Here is a 16,684-nt window from a genome sequence, read left to right as displayed (position 1 = left end):
TGGCTAAAAGTTCTATTTCTTTGGGATTGTTTTTTAAGAACTCATGGTATTCGGCAACCTGTCCAATATTTTGTTGTACCATCTGCCTTTTGATCCTGCGTAATATGGTAGGACGTTTGTAATCGGTAAAATCAAGTGGTAAACTTCCTTTTATTAAGCCAATGATGCCCTTTAGCTCACTTTCACTTATATTTTCATGTTTGTCTGTCAAAACATCTAAAATTCCGTCTTGGTTTACGTAATCTTCTATAACCTGTGGCATGGCCTGCGGAGAAATAATAAGATCAGCATATCCGGTTGCAATCGCCGTTAGTGGCATCTCTTTGAAAGTAGCGGTATCGGGGTCTTGGACCAGGACAATCCCCCCCGCTTTTTTAATCGCTTCCACTCCCTTTGAACCATCATGCCCGGTACCGGATAAAATGATACCAATTGCCTTATCGCCCCGTTCCTCCGCTAAGGATATGAAAAAGTGATCTATAGTTAAGTGTGGGCGCTGTTGGTCTTTTTTATCAGATAAGATCAATCTGCCATTTTTAATCTTCATGAATTTAGAACTCGGTATAAGGTAAACCTTATTGGATTCTACATCCATATCTTCGACAACATCTACGACCTCCATTTTACTGTGGCGGGTCAATATTTGGGCCATCTGGCTTTTGAAGTCTGCCGATAGGTGTTGTATCAAAATATACGAAACGGCATCAAGCGGTGTATAGTCAAAGAAAGCGGATATGGCTTCCAATCCTCCGGCGGATGCGCCGATGGCTATAATGTATTGTTTATTCACAATTTTAGCCACGATCTTAAATAATTAATGGAAACAGCAGTGGAGAAAGAAAACAAAGATACTTTAATTCTTGATTAAATATTTTATTTTCAAATGGTTAGTACCTTTAACACTTAAACTAATATAGCCCTTTGCTCCAGGCAGGCGGCTACATTACACCACACGCTTCGCTCCGGGTTTCATTCCACCGCCAGCCCGGAGTACACACAGCAAAACGGAAATTCGCTCACGCTCATAACCGATTTGCTTTTTGCCGATAAAAAAATAACCCATTTACACCAAACACGCGAATATAGCCCACGCCGGGATAAAAATTCAAGGCTATACAAGCGGGCAGTTGTGTTTTGTTTTTTATTGGCTTGCCCGGCCTTGAGTTTTTACCCGGCTACGCGCTGTTAGTTGCTCAATTGGTTAAAATGGCTTGGTGTGCGTCATTGTCTTACAAGTGGGATGCCTAAAGAGTAAACAAAAAGTAGAGCGGGAACCCGGTCGTTAAAGTTAGCCGATGCTACAACGATAGAGAGACAGGGAAGATGTCCAACTCGTTCAGGTGAGCAAAATGGATTAAACAACTTTCAATTTGAAACAAGGGCAGAATGGATTGAATAAGGATTTATGCAAAATCCATCAACTTATCCGCTATTTCCTGTTTAACATCATCTTCAAATCCCGCCCAATAATTTTGCGTAGTACTCAAACTATGGTGGCCTAAACTTTCCTGTATCAATTCCATTTTAGCCCCGTTTCGAATTGCTGCGGTAGTAAAGGTATGGCGGGCATAATAAGTGGAAATATCTGTATCTAATTCCAGGTCTTTTGCCAATTTTTGAATATGCTGATTAACAAACCGGATAAAATTTTGGTTTACCCTTAGCTTTTCTGTTTCATCCATTGAATTATTTAAGATAGGAAATACATAATTGTCCGGTAAGGCGGGTTTCGTGCCATAACGCTCAATGACAGCCTTAATCGATTCTGTTAAAGGAACAATAATCGGTTTTGGTTTATCTTTGGTTGTAAATAAAGTCTTATGGCGTAAAAAGGAAAAGGATTTTTTATTAATGTTTTTATATTTTAGTTCCGTAATATCCCGGAAGTTCATTCCATTGCACTGGTAACTGAAAAACCAAAAATCCCTGGCTTTTTCTTTTGGGCTATCCAGCTCCAAATTTGCGGTAAATAACTTTTTTAAATCTTGCTTGTCTAAAGCTTTTTTAACGTTTTGCCCTGTTGGTATCTTGTATTTTTTGAAAGGATAAATTTCTGCCACAATATCACCCTCTTCAATGGCTTTATTAAAGATCGCTCTAAGAGGACGCAAATAGATACCTACTGTTGTCTTTGACTTTTTTTCTGTAGCCATCCATTTTTCATATCGGTTAAGAAAATCTAAAGTAATATGGTCAAAGGGTAGCGAAACTGCGGGTTTTTTATTCTTACCTGCAAACAGGAGCAGAGATTTTAAACTCAATCGATAATTAGAAGCGGTGCCTATACGTCCGTTCTGTGTAAGTTCAGTAATGTAGGCGTGGTAATGCGTTGTAATATCTGTGGAACTGGAATGAGCGCCAAACATTTCCCTTTCAAATTTAGCAAGGATAAAAACACCATCCATTTTTGTGATTATGGAATTGGCTTTAACAGCTATTGCATCTAAGATCATTTTAAGCTCCTTAAATGCTTTCTTGGGCTTGGTAGCTAAATAAGACTGTTCAAATTGTTCAAACGTCAGGTACATATTCGTATGGTAATGTCTAACATCAGTTCTTGCTATATATAGTCTTAGTTTTACCGGTGCTTTTTCACCTGTTTCGATTTTCCGCTCATCCAGGTATAAATTTACTTTGACTGCCATTTTGATAGATTTTAAGAATTTCTTAATATTGTCTCACACATTTTTTTTGATATATACTAATTTAAGCAAATTTCGCATAAAATGCAAATTTTTCTCTCACACATTTCTCACACAAATGAACAAAAAACAACAAAAAATCGATAAGTAAGCGTAATTTCTAAATACATAAAATACTGATATATAAGTAAATATAAAAATAGCAAAATATCGATAATGCCATCCCATTGACTGTTAATCAGAGGGTCGCTGGTTCGAGCCCAGCCTCAGGAGCAAAAAGGGTAAGCACATTTTAATGGTCGCTTACCCTTTTTTGTTTCTACATATCGGCCTTTAGTATGCAATGGCTATGTCAATCACTTTTTCAGTTTCACACGATTCAATTTTAATCTCAATTAGCTGCTACAGCTATGCGACAAGATTTTAATCTAAACAAATGAAAAATGACTACCATAAGTTCAAAAGTATTCCGGCATCACCGAAAAGCAGATGGCACCTACAATGTTAAGATTTGCATTTATCACCAAAAAGAACGGGTGTACATAGATACCGCTCACTATGTAACTGACAAGAAACTAACTTCTATTTTAACTATTAAAGATCCCGTTTTAATTCGGTTGATAAACCAAACGCTTGATGATTATAGGGAAACCATAAGCAGAGTAAGCAATAAAATAGACTTTTTAGATGCGCGTGAATTACGTGACTACCTTATTTCGAAAAACGAAGCCATAGATTTTATCAAATTTTGTCAATTACATATTGATAGCCTGGATAAAAATGGTCAGAAAAAAAGTGCTGCAAATTACCGGACGATCCGTTATAGCCTGATTGATTATTTCAAAAAAGACAAAGTTTCTACTGACGAAATCACACTCAATTCAATACGAGGGTATGAGCAATATCTAAAGAGCGAAAGAACTATTACCAGGACTAATCAATTTGGAAAATTAGTTACTACATACTCCCGGAAACTTTCAGCAAATAGCATAAACAATTATCTAAGAGATTTTAAGGGGCTGTATAGTGCAGCATTGAGTTTCTATAATAATACGCACTCTGATATAGTCCGAATTAAGCATAATCCATTTGAGCATTTCAAAATTGCCGATGCAACCCAAACTAAAAAAAGAAATATTACGATCACACAGGTTCGAAAAATAAGAGATTGCATGGTTGTTTCGGATACAAGCGCTGAACTGGCAAGAGACTTATTTATGCTATCATTTTATTTGTGTGGGATTAATGCTGCTGACTTACATGCTTGTACATATCAAGTCGTTGGTGATAGGGTTGAATACAACCGTTCAAAAACAAAGGGAAAGCGAAAGGACAATGCGTTTATAAGTATTAAAGTTATCCCAGAGGCAGGTGCTTTGTTATATAAATACCGAAACCTCTCAAAAAGATACGCAACCAGCGAAAATTTGAATGCAGCTCTAAGTACGGGTATGAGGCAAATCTCTGAAATAACGCTAATTCCTGATGTAACTTACTATTGGGCAAGACATACTTTTGCCAACCTCGCGCGCAACACCTGCAGAAAAAGCAAAGATGATATTGCACTGGCACTTAATCATGTTGACCAGGCTCGAAAAACAACAGATATCTATTTGGCGAAGGACTGGTCAATCATTGATGAGGTACAATTGGCAGTAGTATCGCTTTTAAGAAAACTTGATAAGCGTGAAGCTGCATTCGCGTTTCGGATACAACATTTTCTTGTCAGGAAATATGGAGGTTTAAAAGAAATAGCAGATTCGTTATTTGCGAAATTACCTTAGAAACACTTCATTTTAAATGTTATACAGATATCTGCTGTATCACATTTGTAACACACGTATAGTTTTTAATAGAATCTGTAAAGTGGACGGTTTTGAAGGGCAATTAAATTTTTGATTTTCAATCAGATAGCCAAAAATCGGTCACCATCTAATCGGTTCGATTAACAGGAAGATGGCCAACCTCTATAATGGCTTGATTTTTAATAAATTATATCACTCAATATTTTCTTTGTTACATATTTGTAACACGTTTTGATCTTGCATCGTAACGTTTCGCTTTATATTCAAATATAAGAGTTTGTGTCTTAAAGCGCAAATCCTAAGGGAACACTAAATTTTAAGTGATAGCATATCGCGAGCTGGAACTTGGAAGTATTATTCTTTTTTTTTCAAACCGAATTAGGGAAATATGCTGTAGATAAATTATTGATAGCAAGATAGTAAGACCCGTTTTTAGTATTCAATATATTATACCTTACTGGGTTAGTTTTATACAATCAATTCAAAATGCTGACTTAATATTTTATACGCCCCAGCAATCGACAAGTTATAACCGGGGTTAACGTTTTATCCTTATGCATTATAAAGTATCACAGTGCGTGTGGTAAATGAAGACTATTATTACCCAAGATTTATAGCGTAAATAATTAAAAAGGGCATTTTTGAAAATCCAATAGGATGCGGTTCAAAAAGCCCTTTTACTATAAATCATTATTAACAATCCTCTTCAAAATAAACTACACGCGCTACGGCTGTTATAAATTAATTTCAAAGTTATAGCGAATAACTATTGTACTATTTTAATAATATCTGTTCCATTAGCTTTCATATACAAATTACCTATTGCATCTGCTTTAAACAATATACCACTGTTTAACCTTGGTGGCGTGTATGTAGGAGCATTATATGGTGTATAAAATTTAATAATTAAAGAATTAACTCCCGCAGCACCATTTTTGGTTTTACGAATGGTGTAATAATCTGTATAAAAAGTAGTAGCATCTCCCTGTTGAGGATAAATTGCGTAAAAATTTTCTGTGTTATCTAATGCATATCTCGACTGAGTATCCAAATTTTGAGTACTACCTCCTAAAGCAGGATTATCTTGTTTAAATAAAGTTTTTAAGGTAAAATCGGTAGCTACACCTGTTTTAGTAACTAAATCGTATTTATAAAAACCTACATCAGTGTTTGATGAAGCACGTGCATCATCAACATAAACAATATCGCCTTGGTATACCGTATTGGTAAAACTGCCGTAAGGGAAGGTTGAATTGCGATCAAATGTATTGGTTGTAGTATTTAATTTTTGGCCATATCCATTCCAAATGCCACCTTGTGTATCAATTGCTAATGGATAATTACCTCCGCCTAAATTCACCTTGGTTGCAATTTTTGTTATGGCGTTATTTGCAGCATCTATTTTATAAACGTCTGCATCTAAAGCACCATTAGCAGCTAATACTACTACATTGCCAGCTGCATCTACACCTATATTAGACACTCCAATAATACGTGTATCAGTAGTAAGCACTGTTGGGGCACTACCGTCCAACTTTAATTTATAAAGTAAGCCTGCATGATCTGTGTAATAAAGTACGTTGTTTTTTTGGTCAATTGCCATAGCCCCAATTTCTGATGGTGCAGTTGCTATTTTGGAAAGTGTTGCTGTACCGGCTGTAACTTTTATATAAGGTATGGATGTGCTACCAGTACCACCGGTGGTTGCATTAACTGTAAAAGTTGGTCCGGTAATTACCGCCGCGCCTTTAACGCTTACCGTTACTACACCCGTTGTTACACCAGCAGGGACAGTAACTGTTAATACGCTGGTTACAGAACCGGTTACTGTAGAAGCAGTGCCATTAAATTTTACCACGTTATCTGCCGCGATAGTGCTAAAGCCTGTACCTAAAATTGATACTACATCACCGGCTTTGCCCGATGTTGGGTTGATTGAGATGATTGTGGCTGCAGTAGGTATTGGTATTATAGGTGTAATGGTAGCCTTTTGCGGATCGGTATTGGTAGCGATGATGTTTTTGATAGCAACGGCAATGTCACCCGCTGTAATTCCGGCGGGTAGCGTAAATTTAATTTCTGTATTGGTAACGGATGAAATAGTGATAACCTGTGTGCCAATAGTTACTTTGACATCGGTAGTAGTTGCACCAAAACCGGTGCCGGTAATTGTTACCACATCGCCGGGCATGGGGTTTTTAGGCTGTACATTGGTTACCACGGGGGGGATCGCCGAAGGTGGAATGGTTTGGTTTTCTTTTTTGCAAGCATTGAATATGCTAATTAAAAATAGGAGAAGAATGAATGACTTTATTGATTTTTCCATGACATTAAGATTTTGTGTAAATATCTTGATGTACTGGTATGCTAACAATACCTACCTATCGGCATATTAAACTACGTACCCTCCCACTACAGTGGTGGTCAGATAATCTTCCTTTCGTATGCGTATTTAAGTAAACCTACAACCGTTTGCGTATTTGTTTTATGGAGTATGTTTTTACGGTGGGTTTCTACTGTGCGTTCGCTAATAAATAGGGTGTCGGCTATTTCTCGGGTAGTCATATCTTTTTCAATCATGCGAATAATCTCTATTTCCCGGTCGGTAAGTTTCGTTTCTTCCTGGTTGCGTTTAAAAGATTTCATCAACTGTAAAGTGATATCCTGCCCAAAGTAATTTTGGCCATCGGCTATTTTGGTAAGTGCTTCTACTAACTCTTTTTTTCCGGCATTTTTTAGGATATATCCTGAAATTCCTGCATCTATCATTTCAGCTATTATCTGGCTGTCGCCAAACATAGAAAGTGCTAATATTTTAATGTGTGGGAATTTATTTTTTATAGCACGGCTCAATTCAACCCCACTCATTTCGGGCATGCCTACGTCTGTTATCAAAATATCAACAGGGGTATTTTCAAGTAACTGCAATACTATTAATGGCTGTCTACTCTCGCCAACAACGGCAAAATCACACTTACCCTCCAGCATCAAGTTTATACCATCTATTACCATCTGGTGGTCATCAACAATAAATATGCGTTGCGGTTTTTGTGCCATGTTAAATAAGTGGTATAAATATAGCCACTAAAGTGCCTTTTCCAGGCAAAGATGAAATATCCACACTCCCTTTTAAATACTCTACCCGGCTAATTATATTTTTCAATCCAATTCCTGTGAATTTACTCTTATCGGCAGTGTCAAAACCACGGCCGTTATCTTCAATCGATACCGTTATTTCTTTCGAGTCGCAAAGCAATAATATATCCAGGGAGGTAGCATTGGCATGTTTAATTACATTATTTACCGACTCTTGGATCACTCTGTATAGTACTGTTTCAGTGGTGCTTTCTAATGGTTGGTCAATACCTTTTGTTTCCATCGATATTTTTAGCTTTTCGGCAGGTATTTTGTTGATAAAATCGCGCAGAGCAGAGACAAGCCCACTTTTAATTAAGGCATTAGGCATCATTTGGTGAGCTATTGAGCGTACTTCGTTGCAGCTTTCATCAACCATAGCCATGGTTTTTTCGGCTAACATATCGGCATCCGCCTGCTTAATTAAAAAACGCTCTATTAAAATTTCCATATTCATTTTAACGGCTGTAAAAAGTTGACCAACCCCATCATGTAGTTCGGCAGCTATGCGTTTGCGCTCTCTTTCCTCTGCTTCGATAATACCTTTTGAAGCAAGCTTTTGGTGATTTAATACCTCGGATTGTAAGCGGGCCTCTTGTTTAAATTTGTAACTGCTATAAAACTGATAGCCTAATAATAAGGCAATTAAAAACATTATTGCTATAATCATGATGGTTGTATTACGCTTACTGATCTCTAATTTCTGTATTGTATTTTGGTTGTTAAGTAGTTTGATTTTTTGACCTCGTGCATTTGATTCCAACTTTTGTTGGTGTAATAAAAATTGCCTTTTATTTAATTCAAGGCCCTGGTTATTTAGTTGCAGTTTATTTTTATCTAAAGCGAGTTGCTGAATATCAATCTCTAATTTGTTTTTAGATAATGCTAACCCCTGGTTTTTTAAATTGGAGGCTTGTAATTCCGTTTGGCTATTTAAAGCTTCAATTTGTTTTTGTTTTTTTTCGTTTTCGTATTTGGTCTCCAATTCTGCGAGCTTGTCCGATGTTTGCCGATTCATTAAGCTATCCTTTTGAGAGTTGTACATATTTAGGTAGTCTATCGCCAAGCTATCTTTTTTAATTGCATGATACAATATGGATAACTCTTTATAAGCAGAAGAGATAACTTCTGACTGATGGCCCTTGATGGCTTCCGCCAATCCTTGTTTTAAATTTTTTTCGCTCTCAATAAAATTGTTTATTTTAAAATAACTTTTACCAACACTGACATAAGCCGAAGGCAGGCTTCGTTGTAAATGTATTTTTTCTATTAGTGATACGGATTCCAAGTAATTGGAAAGTGCTTCTTTATACAAGCCAGCAGCAAATAATAAATCGCCGAGCCGGGTAGAATTTAGGGCAATTGCCCGTGGATCATTCATTTTTTTAGCTATAGCAACCGATTGCTCTAATTCGCTTCGGGCTTTTGTTAAATCGTGCAATCCCTCGTATCCGCCAGAAAGTAAATAATGCGAAATGACTACCAGATCCATTTTCTTCAGCCCATCGAAGATATTCAGTGAAAGCGTGGCGTACTTTATAGCCGTTGTATTATCGCCTTTTCGCAAGGAAATTACACTAAGCTGTAAGTAATTATTCCCGATGGCTAACTTATTACCTATGCTTTCATTAATCTCAAGGGATTTAAACAGGTTACTTATTGCATCATCATATTTACCTTCATCTTTGTATACAAAAGCGATATTATTATAGATCATGCCAATGTTTTGCTTATTGCCAGCATTAGTTGCCAGCGAAAGGCTTTTTTTGTAATAACTTAACGCTACATCGGGCTTGCCCTGTTCAATGTAAACATTAGCTATAGCATTATTTGCTAAAAAAAGAGTGGAGTTATTCTTTAGTATTTCAGCTATGTTTCTATACTTTTCAAAATTGAGCAACGCTTCCTGAAATTTTGACTTCCGGTAAAACGAACTACCTAAGAGATAATAGCATTCTGCAGTAGAGTAGGTTACCACAGCGTGCTTTTCGGAGTATAAAATTGCTACATTAACATAAAAATCAACGCTGTCGGGTTTGGTTTTTATTGCCTTAAAAGCCTTATTATATAAATTAAAAACGATTATGGTATCCCTATTCCTGTTTTGAGCAAATGATAAAATCGAATTAATACACAGCAAGGTGATTAATATAGGATGTTTAACACCTTTATAAATATCAGTTAACATTAGTGTGTCTGATTAGCATGTAAATCGTAAGTAGCCTTATATCCTGGGCAAGCGTTAAGGCATAAATATAACTAATTTTACTCCACGCCAGAACCGTGGCACTTATAACAAGAGCTGTACACCCTCGCCATACTTGTATATTCCCGACTGCCGCCCTGCGCACCACCGTAATTTGACCGGTCTTCTGTACGGGAAGTTTTACCGGTGCCAAAACATACTGAACAAGGCATTTTTATCCGTTGGGCCGGGCCAGATGCTGTCCGCGTATCGCCACGCAGATCATAATTACCCACAGGCATTTTTGGTGCAGGCGGTATAATGGCCCTGCCTTTAACATAAGGTATAGCCATGCCTGTAACAGAAGTAATAGTTCCATTGTATTCTAAACCATTGCTATCATAATCACCTGTGTATTTTGCGCCTGTGCTAAATGAATAGGTGCCGCTTTGCTTTTCGTTATTATGGAAACCTCCTTCAAATTTATCACCATCTACAAAATTGAAAATCCCCTTTCCTTCCCGCTTACGGTTATTAAACATACCCGTGTATTTATTGCCCGATGGAAACTGATAAGTGCCGTACCCTGTAACGCAATCACCGCTTAAACAATGTACATCCTGCACAATAATTGGCTTATAATCTTTTTCTAAAACTTTAGACAAAACGGAAGTTACCTTTTTACCAGCGAGGTAGGTTACCGTTTCCCGCGATCCGTCCGTATGCGTAATAACACCCTCGCCATCTTCCAGCCCATTCGCAAAGTGCCCGGCGTAAGTGTAATCATCATACTTCATACTGCCTTTGCCTTCGGGCTTGCTATTTTTAAACTCACCGGTATAAATGCACCAGCCATAATTATAAGTCCCGGTGCCAGCAGTGCAGTTTCCGGATGTACATTGGGCATTTAGCCTGCCAATAGCAAGCATATATAGCATTAAGAGAGTAACAGCTTTCATTTTACTTGATATTGGCAGCTAATTGCTTAGCTTTTAAGTCATCAGCATCTGCAAGTATGGTATGTCCCTTATCCCTATACATGGATGCGCGTAAAGTGTAAAGCAAATAATAATCAGGATTGATAGTGATCCCATCGGTGATGGTTTTTATAGCCTCATCGTATTTCTCCTGATTGAAATAAGCGGAAGCTTTCCACATATAACCTTCGGGGGCTTTGCCATTAAATTCAATAGCCTTATTAGCTGCTGTTAAGGCTTCATTGTTTTTCTGGGTATATAAATATAATCTGGCCTGTATCCAATAATACTCCGCAGCGTTTGGTATTAAAGCAATCGCTTTATTAATTAATGGCAAGGCAGCAACATAATTTTTTGATTCCATGTAAGTGCCTGCTGCCTGATAATAAGCAATAGCATAATTTGGATCTATCGCCATAGCCGAATTAAAATCCGCCATAGCTTTGTCGGTTTGTTTTAACGCCTTATATGTCTCGCCGCGGAAGGTCAATATTTCGGCGTTTTTTGGGGATAGTGCAATTGCCGTATTGCAGTCTGCCAGAGCTTCGTTGGGTTGGGCGTTATGGTAATAGGCAATACCCCGGTGATAATAGGCTTCGGGGTTATCATCCCTTAAGGAAATATATTTATTATAATCTTTTAATGCTTGCGGGTAACGGGCAATCCCTTCAAAATCTTCACCGCGTGCTAAATATGCATCCGGGAAATCAGCATTAGCCGCAATACTCTGGCTAAATAAGGTTAACGCTTGCTGCCTGTCCCCCAATACATTAAAGGCTCCCCCTTTTACAAAAAGCATCATAAAATCAGGTTGATGAGTAGCCAGGTATTTATCTATCATCGTTAATGCTTCCTGTGCCTTATTTATCCTGAGGGCTGCCTTAGCCTTTACCACTATAAAATTTGGCGCGCCGTTTGAAAGCGACATGCCTTTGTCTGCTATCAGGTATGCATCCTGGTAATTTTTATCCATTAAATATAAGTTACCGAGAGCATTCATGCTGTATAAGCTGATTGGTCTTTCAACTAATGCTTTTTTGAAGGATGCGATAGCTTCGGCCGATTTGCCCTGTTTGTAGAAATCTGTTCCTTCCCTTTCGGCAGGGCTTATAGCAGGCTGACTGTAACCTATTAGATAGGTGATGGTTAGTAAAAATAACGAGATGGTCTTTTTCATATTAAAGTATCTTTAAAAAATCACATTTATATACTGTATAAGTATCAGCATTGTAAATCACATATGCTTCCATAGCATCTTTTTTGCCTGGTTGACTTTGTCTGAATATTTTAAAAGAACATGTGGCATTATCTTTATCTTTACAATAAAAAGTAAGGTTTTTAACGGATATTTTATCTTCATAAAAACTGGTCGTTTCTGGGAGTAGCTGATAAAATTTAAAACTTCTTATCTTTGTATCATTGATAGTGATAACCGAATCTTCGGTACTGATACTAATAGTGCCATTAGCCATACCTTTTGTTGACCCGCCTTTTCCCCAAAACTCACTGATGAATGTAAAATGAATTGGCTTAAATGTTTGTTGTGCAAAGGCTGCTCCAATAAAACAGGTTAATGCGAATGTTGTAATTAGTTTTTTCATGATTTTAGTTTTCAAATAAATTTTCGAGATAGACACATGGATATTCATCGCTTGAACTACCTTCATACTTTGTAATAACTCTCATTTCCTTCTTTGCCGTATTCTCTTGATCGCGTATTATATAGACGGTAACATTAAAGCCATACTTCTCGTTAGTTGTTTCAATAGTCAATACCCTGCTGCCGTCCGGGTTGGTTATTTCTTCGGGATCCACTAAAAATATTTTCAATTTATTTTTAACGGTGCCATTATCAAGGATGGTAATGGTTGAATCTGAAAGATTAATAGTGATAATTCCTGTTAACGCCCTCGGCTTTGTTATATTAAATACCCCATAGTCCAACATACCCGGCTTGCCACCCCCCGTATAATATTTTAACTGTTTAAACTTTTTTTGCTGTGCAAAAACAGCGCAGCAAATGGCGCATAAGACAATTGATAAGATTAATTTTTTCATGGTAATTATTTAATTAAAAAATTATTTAGTTGTGTAACCGTATAGGTAAATAATTTGCGATGCTTTATCGCTGGCATACCGCAGCACGATATTCCCAGCTTTATCTTTCACCTCGGTAATATCCTTCCCGTTGCTGTCTTTCCTGTCCTCGCCGATGTAATTACCGGTCTTAATCATGCGATTCAATTCATCCATGTATTGATCTACCAATAGAATAACCTTTGGCACGTCATCTGCTTTATTGCTTAGTATTATCATATACATATTTTGCCCCGATGCAGCTTTATGTATAATAACCGTCTCTGCCGCTTCAGAAGTTTTTTTGGTTTCATAATAGCTGTTACTAGCTGCATCGTCCTGTATCTTTTTACCCAGATCAGCGGCAAAATTGGTCTTAGCGCTAACAAGAAGTTCACGTAATTGCACAACTACAGGGGCAACAGCTTGCGCTTTTGTGTAAAAACTTATAAGCAGAAAAGGGAGGAATATAAAAGCAAATTTTTTCATGACCCGGCATTATTTTGATATAACCAAAAATAAACCAGACCTATCATCAGCGCAATACCGATGGTTTGGTATATTTTTGTACGTAGTTGTAATAAGGTAATTGATGTTTTCTGATAAGCGGTTAACTGTTTTGAAATGGCAGCGGATTTTAGAATGCACGGCGCGATCTTAAGGAGCAGGTTAAGTTTACTCCCTCAACATATAAATTACCATTGCCGCTAATTTCGGCTTGGTCAAATTTTACTGTAAAACTATATTTTCCATCTTTGATAGGTGTCCAGTATCGGTCAGCACGGCCCTCAAAAACTACAGAGCCATCTTCTGCTGTTACCTGGTAGTTTACATAACCGCCAAAAGGCATCTGCGCAAACTTTCCGTTTTCCCAGGCGCTTGCAGTAACATAATATTGGCGGTCGGCAAGACAATCCCAAGTAATTAGCTTTGACGGCTGGCCTCTTCGTGCACTAATGATTTTTTGTGCAATTATATTTGTTTCATATTGAATAACGTGGCCCCTTGCGCCTGAAGCTATTAATGCCTTTAAGTGTTGCATTATCCATTCGTCGTCAAACGCGGACTTGTCCCGAAATTTCGTGTGTTTTTTATTATATCCATGGTGTTGCGCAACCTTCTCGTTATCCCTTTGCAAAGTCATACCTATATAGCAGCCATCCTCGTCCCAGCGGTAGAAATCCACCCATCCGGTGCTATCGGGTACGTTTACATCACGTACTTTTTTAGTTTGAAACTTAGTGCCATAACCACTGTAATAATTATTATCGAAGCTTCCTGAGTATATGTAGCTGTCATTGCTGATCGTTCCTTCGCCCGACAATTTACCTTCTTTAAAATTTCCGATATACAAAACAGTGCCAGAAATCGGGTCATTCTTGGCAGCCATAAATTCTGCTACCCCTATTCCGTTTTGGCAATCGCCTGATACACATTTTACAAAGGTCAAACTTTGCGCGTTGGCCCAATTAGATGCAAGTATTAATAGTGGAAAAAGTAAATATCTTTTCATATCCTAGTGTTAATTTTGATGTAACCAAAACTAAACCAGCCCAACCATCAGCACAATACCTATGGTCGGGTATATTAATCTACGTAGTTGTAGTAATATAGTATTTGAGTCTCGGATTCTTTCAAGACAGGTGCTTCTTTATTTTACTGGCTACAGCAACTGTGAACGTTAACAAAGCTGAATTTGGTCTTTTTAAGAAGATGGATAGTCATTAGGCTGTTTAATGATAAAAGATTTGCGTACCAAATTAAAAACAGAACTTTTGTTAATTTAATATTCCATCATTAAATTTCTATATACGATAAATTTCAAATAAATACCTATTCGCCACGTCCCTTCACACTGCGTCCACAGGAATGAAAAGTAAAGGTTATAGGATGAGGGCGATTATGTTTTTGTGGCTGGAGTCCTGATATGCATCTGGCCCATTACTAAGCCGAAATATTCATCAGAAATAGCTATTATTTAGACAATTGATTTTCTATATCAACTCAGAATTCACTTCATAGATACGATAAATATAACAAGATTTAAGCTGCTATTTTCCTGTTAATCAGAGGGTCGCTGGTTCGAGCCCAGCCTCAGGAGCCACAGTGGGCAAGCACGAAAATTCGGTCGCTTGCCCTTTTTTTTTGCCTTGTAATTTACTATTTATCAAGTAGATACAAGAGTATAACTCACCCACTTGAGCGGTTCGATGTTGCAGTTCTTCAAATGTGAATTTTTGGGGGTACATCGAACCAATTAACTCTCTTTTTTCGTAATTTCCTGAATTTGAGTAGATTGATTGAAGTTTAGTTAAACGGATAATCGCTCTCTTTAGCAAGGGTTTTATGTCTTCAATTGGTGTGTCGTTAGACATCGTTTCAGACAACTTGGCTTCCAATATTTCAATCTTGCCCTCATTCTCCTTTTTAATGGCTCGATAATCAGAGCCATCAATATCTCCATTTAATAGTAATTCCCTGCCCCGCTTTAGCTTATCGCTTAACGCATCTATCTCTTTAAGCAATTCTGAACGATTGTTGCGCTGCCCTTTATTTTGGCCATTGTAGCTGTCGGCGATCACTTCTGAAAACAACTCTGAATACTCGGCTTTTACTGTGAACTGTTCTAACTGGTTAACAAATAGCTTATTTACTTCTTCTGCTTTATACCGGCAACCGCAGGCTGATGAGCAGTGATAATAATAGTAGTAACCGTTTCTTCCCTTTGAAGCACTGCCGCATAAGATGCGATTACACTTAGAACAGCGCATAAAGCCCCTTAGCGGTAACATATCAGGTGAATGTATCTTTGTCTTTTCAACTCTTTTGTTACCGTTTAACACGTCCTGAACATCGTAAAACAGAGACTCGCCAATAATGCCCTCATGCAACCCCTTAACGGTGTGCATATCTTCATCCTTATATTTGACGATCAGAATACGACCGCAATAAACAGGATTGCGTATCGCAACAAAAAAGTTATTGCGCTTACAACCAAGTCCCATTTCAGCCGCCTTTCGAAAGACTTCCCCTGATGAATAAAGCCCTTTAGACAATTCCTTAAACGCCCATTCCATGATATTCGCTTGTTTCGGATCGATGGCTATATATTTTTTGCCAGTTTCATCATGCCTGTTCAAATACCCTACAGGAGCGTGCGAAGTCCAACGACCTTCCTTTCTTGCCCTGCGTAAACCATAGAACGTATTTAAAGCCCTACGATCATTTTCAATTTCCGGTGCTGTAAGGTATATAGCAAGCATCATTTTATTCTCCGGTACCGACATGTCTAATGGCTGTTCGATCGCCTGTGGGTCAACGCCAAGGGTTTTGAGCGTATGAATCATTGATATGCGTCAGGTGCATTACGACTGAAGCGGTCCCACTTAGTGAATAGTAGCAGATCGATCTTATAACGGTGCTTTTTTAGATTGATTAATAACTCTTGCCACTGTGGCCGTATAAAAGTTTTTGCGGAATGATCTTCAAAAATTGTCTTTCGGATGCTGATCTTATTGATCTCACAGTACTTGCGCAATACTTCTTCCTGGCTACGCTGAGAATAACCTTTATCTGCCTGCTCATCTGTACTTACCCTTATATATAAATCGGCTATTTTCATAACTTAAAGCTTTGATTTACAACTAATTTATCTAAAAAATACATCATTTCCAAAATATTTTCAGCTTGTTTTTCGTCAATTTCAATGCCCTGTTTACGAAGTTCTTTAATTGCAAATTCAGGGGTAATGCCTCGTTTCTGAGAACTAACAACCTTTCCAATATGCCCCCTTTTTCCAGATCCCATCACCGCACTTTGCTTAAAAATCAAAGGCGTAATGAAAGCTATATTCATCTACAATCT

General features: G+C 37.7%; 15 protein-coding genes. 1 reads left to right on the top strand and 14 read right to left on the bottom strand.

Annotation, left to right across the window (positions count from 1 at the left end):
* Window positions 1-790, bottom strand: a 790-nt coding sequence (locus tag ABIN91_RS10490) for a chemotaxis protein CheB (RefSeq protein WP_348051048.1), incomplete at its 3' end; no start/stop codon positions are given.
* A gap of 613 nt (window positions 791-1,403) precedes the next feature.
* A complete protein-coding gene (locus tag ABIN91_RS10485; RefSeq protein WP_348051047.1) occupies window positions 1,404-2,645 on the bottom strand; it encodes a site-specific integrase in 1,242 nt (413 codons plus the stop codon).
* Window positions 2,646-3,085: 440 nt separating this feature from the next.
* On the opposite strand from ABIN91_RS10485, the gene ABIN91_RS10480 reads away from it, so the two are divergent.
* A complete protein-coding gene (locus tag ABIN91_RS10480; RefSeq protein WP_348051046.1) occupies window positions 3,086-4,426 on the top strand; it encodes a site-specific integrase in 1,341 nt (446 codons plus the stop codon).
* A 787-nt stretch (window positions 4,427-5,213) separates the two neighbouring features.
* Here the strand turns inward: ABIN91_RS10480 and ABIN91_RS10475 are convergent.
* From ABIN91_RS10475 to ABIN91_RS10420, 12 genes are all read right to left on the bottom strand, one after another.
* Window positions 5,214-6,773 (bottom strand): IPT/TIG domain-containing protein, encoded by a 1,560-nt coding sequence (locus ABIN91_RS10475; RefSeq protein ID WP_348051045.1) that lies wholly within the window; start codon window positions 6,771-6,773, stop codon window positions 5,214-5,216.
* Between the two features lie 98 nt (window positions 6,774-6,871).
* Window positions 6,872-7,504, bottom strand: coding sequence for a response regulator transcription factor (locus ABIN91_RS10470; protein WP_348051044.1), 633 nt, complete (start codon window positions 7,502-7,504; stop codon window positions 6,872-6,874).
* A gap of 1 nt (window position 7,505) precedes the next feature.
* Window positions 7,506-9,482, bottom strand: coding sequence for a tetratricopeptide repeat protein (locus ABIN91_RS10465; RefSeq protein ID WP_348051043.1), 1,977 nt, complete (start codon window positions 9,480-9,482; stop codon window positions 7,506-7,508).
* Between the two features lie 365 nt (window positions 9,483-9,847).
* Entirely contained in the window at window positions 9,848-10,726 is an 879-nt protein-coding gene (locus tag ABIN91_RS10460; protein WP_348051042.1) for a hypothetical protein, read from the bottom strand.
* A gap of 1 nt (window position 10,727) precedes the next feature.
* Window positions 10,728-11,921 carry a tetratricopeptide repeat protein gene (locus tag ABIN91_RS10455; protein ID WP_348051041.1) on the bottom strand — a complete coding sequence of 398 codons (1,194 nt, stop codon included), beginning with the start codon at window positions 11,919-11,921 and terminating at the stop codon, window positions 10,728-10,730.
* Window position 11,922: 1 nt separating this feature from the next.
* Window positions 11,923-12,345 carry a hypothetical protein gene (locus tag ABIN91_RS10450; RefSeq protein WP_348051040.1) on the bottom strand — a complete coding sequence of 141 codons (423 nt, stop codon included), beginning with the start codon at window positions 12,343-12,345 and terminating at the stop codon, window positions 11,923-11,925.
* Window positions 12,346-12,349: 4 nt separating this feature from the next.
* Window positions 12,350-12,802 (bottom strand): hypothetical protein, encoded by a 453-nt coding sequence (locus ABIN91_RS10445; protein WP_348051039.1) that lies wholly within the window; start codon window positions 12,800-12,802, stop codon window positions 12,350-12,352.
* A 21-nt stretch (window positions 12,803-12,823) separates the two neighbouring features.
* On the bottom strand, window positions 12,824-13,309 hold the full coding sequence (locus tag ABIN91_RS10440; RefSeq protein WP_348051038.1) for a hypothetical protein: 486 nt from the start codon (window positions 13,307-13,309) through the stop codon (window positions 12,824-12,826).
* A 148-nt stretch (window positions 13,310-13,457) separates the two neighbouring features.
* A complete protein-coding gene (locus tag ABIN91_RS10435; RefSeq protein ID WP_348051037.1) occupies window positions 13,458-14,333 on the bottom strand; it encodes a hypothetical protein in 876 nt (291 codons plus the stop codon).
* Window positions 14,334-14,886: 553 nt separating this feature from the next.
* Window positions 14,887-16,167 carry a recombinase family protein gene (locus ABIN91_RS10430; protein WP_348051036.1) on the bottom strand — a complete coding sequence of 427 codons (1,281 nt, stop codon included), beginning with the start codon at window positions 16,165-16,167 and terminating at the stop codon, window positions 14,887-14,889.
* Window positions 16,164-16,442: a recombinase family protein gene (locus ABIN91_RS10425; RefSeq protein ID WP_348051035.1), complete on the bottom strand. Its 279-nt coding sequence runs from the start codon at window positions 16,440-16,442 to the stop codon at window positions 16,164-16,166. Before ABIN91_RS10425 ends, ABIN91_RS10430 begins: the two co-directional genes overlap by 4 nt.
* A complete protein-coding gene (locus ABIN91_RS10420; protein ID WP_348051034.1) occupies window positions 16,439-16,675 on the bottom strand; it encodes a hypothetical protein in 237 nt (78 codons plus the stop codon). Before ABIN91_RS10420 ends, ABIN91_RS10425 begins: the two co-directional genes overlap by 4 nt.
* Window positions 16,676-16,684 lie beyond the last annotated feature (9 nt).

The organism is Mucilaginibacter sp. (genome assembly GCF_039921305.1).
GTDB lineage: Bacteria > Bacteroidota > Bacteroidia > Sphingobacteriales > Sphingobacteriaceae > Mucilaginibacter.
Note: the sequence above shows the minus strand (reverse complement) of the source record. Positions and strands in the feature narration are given on the sequence as shown.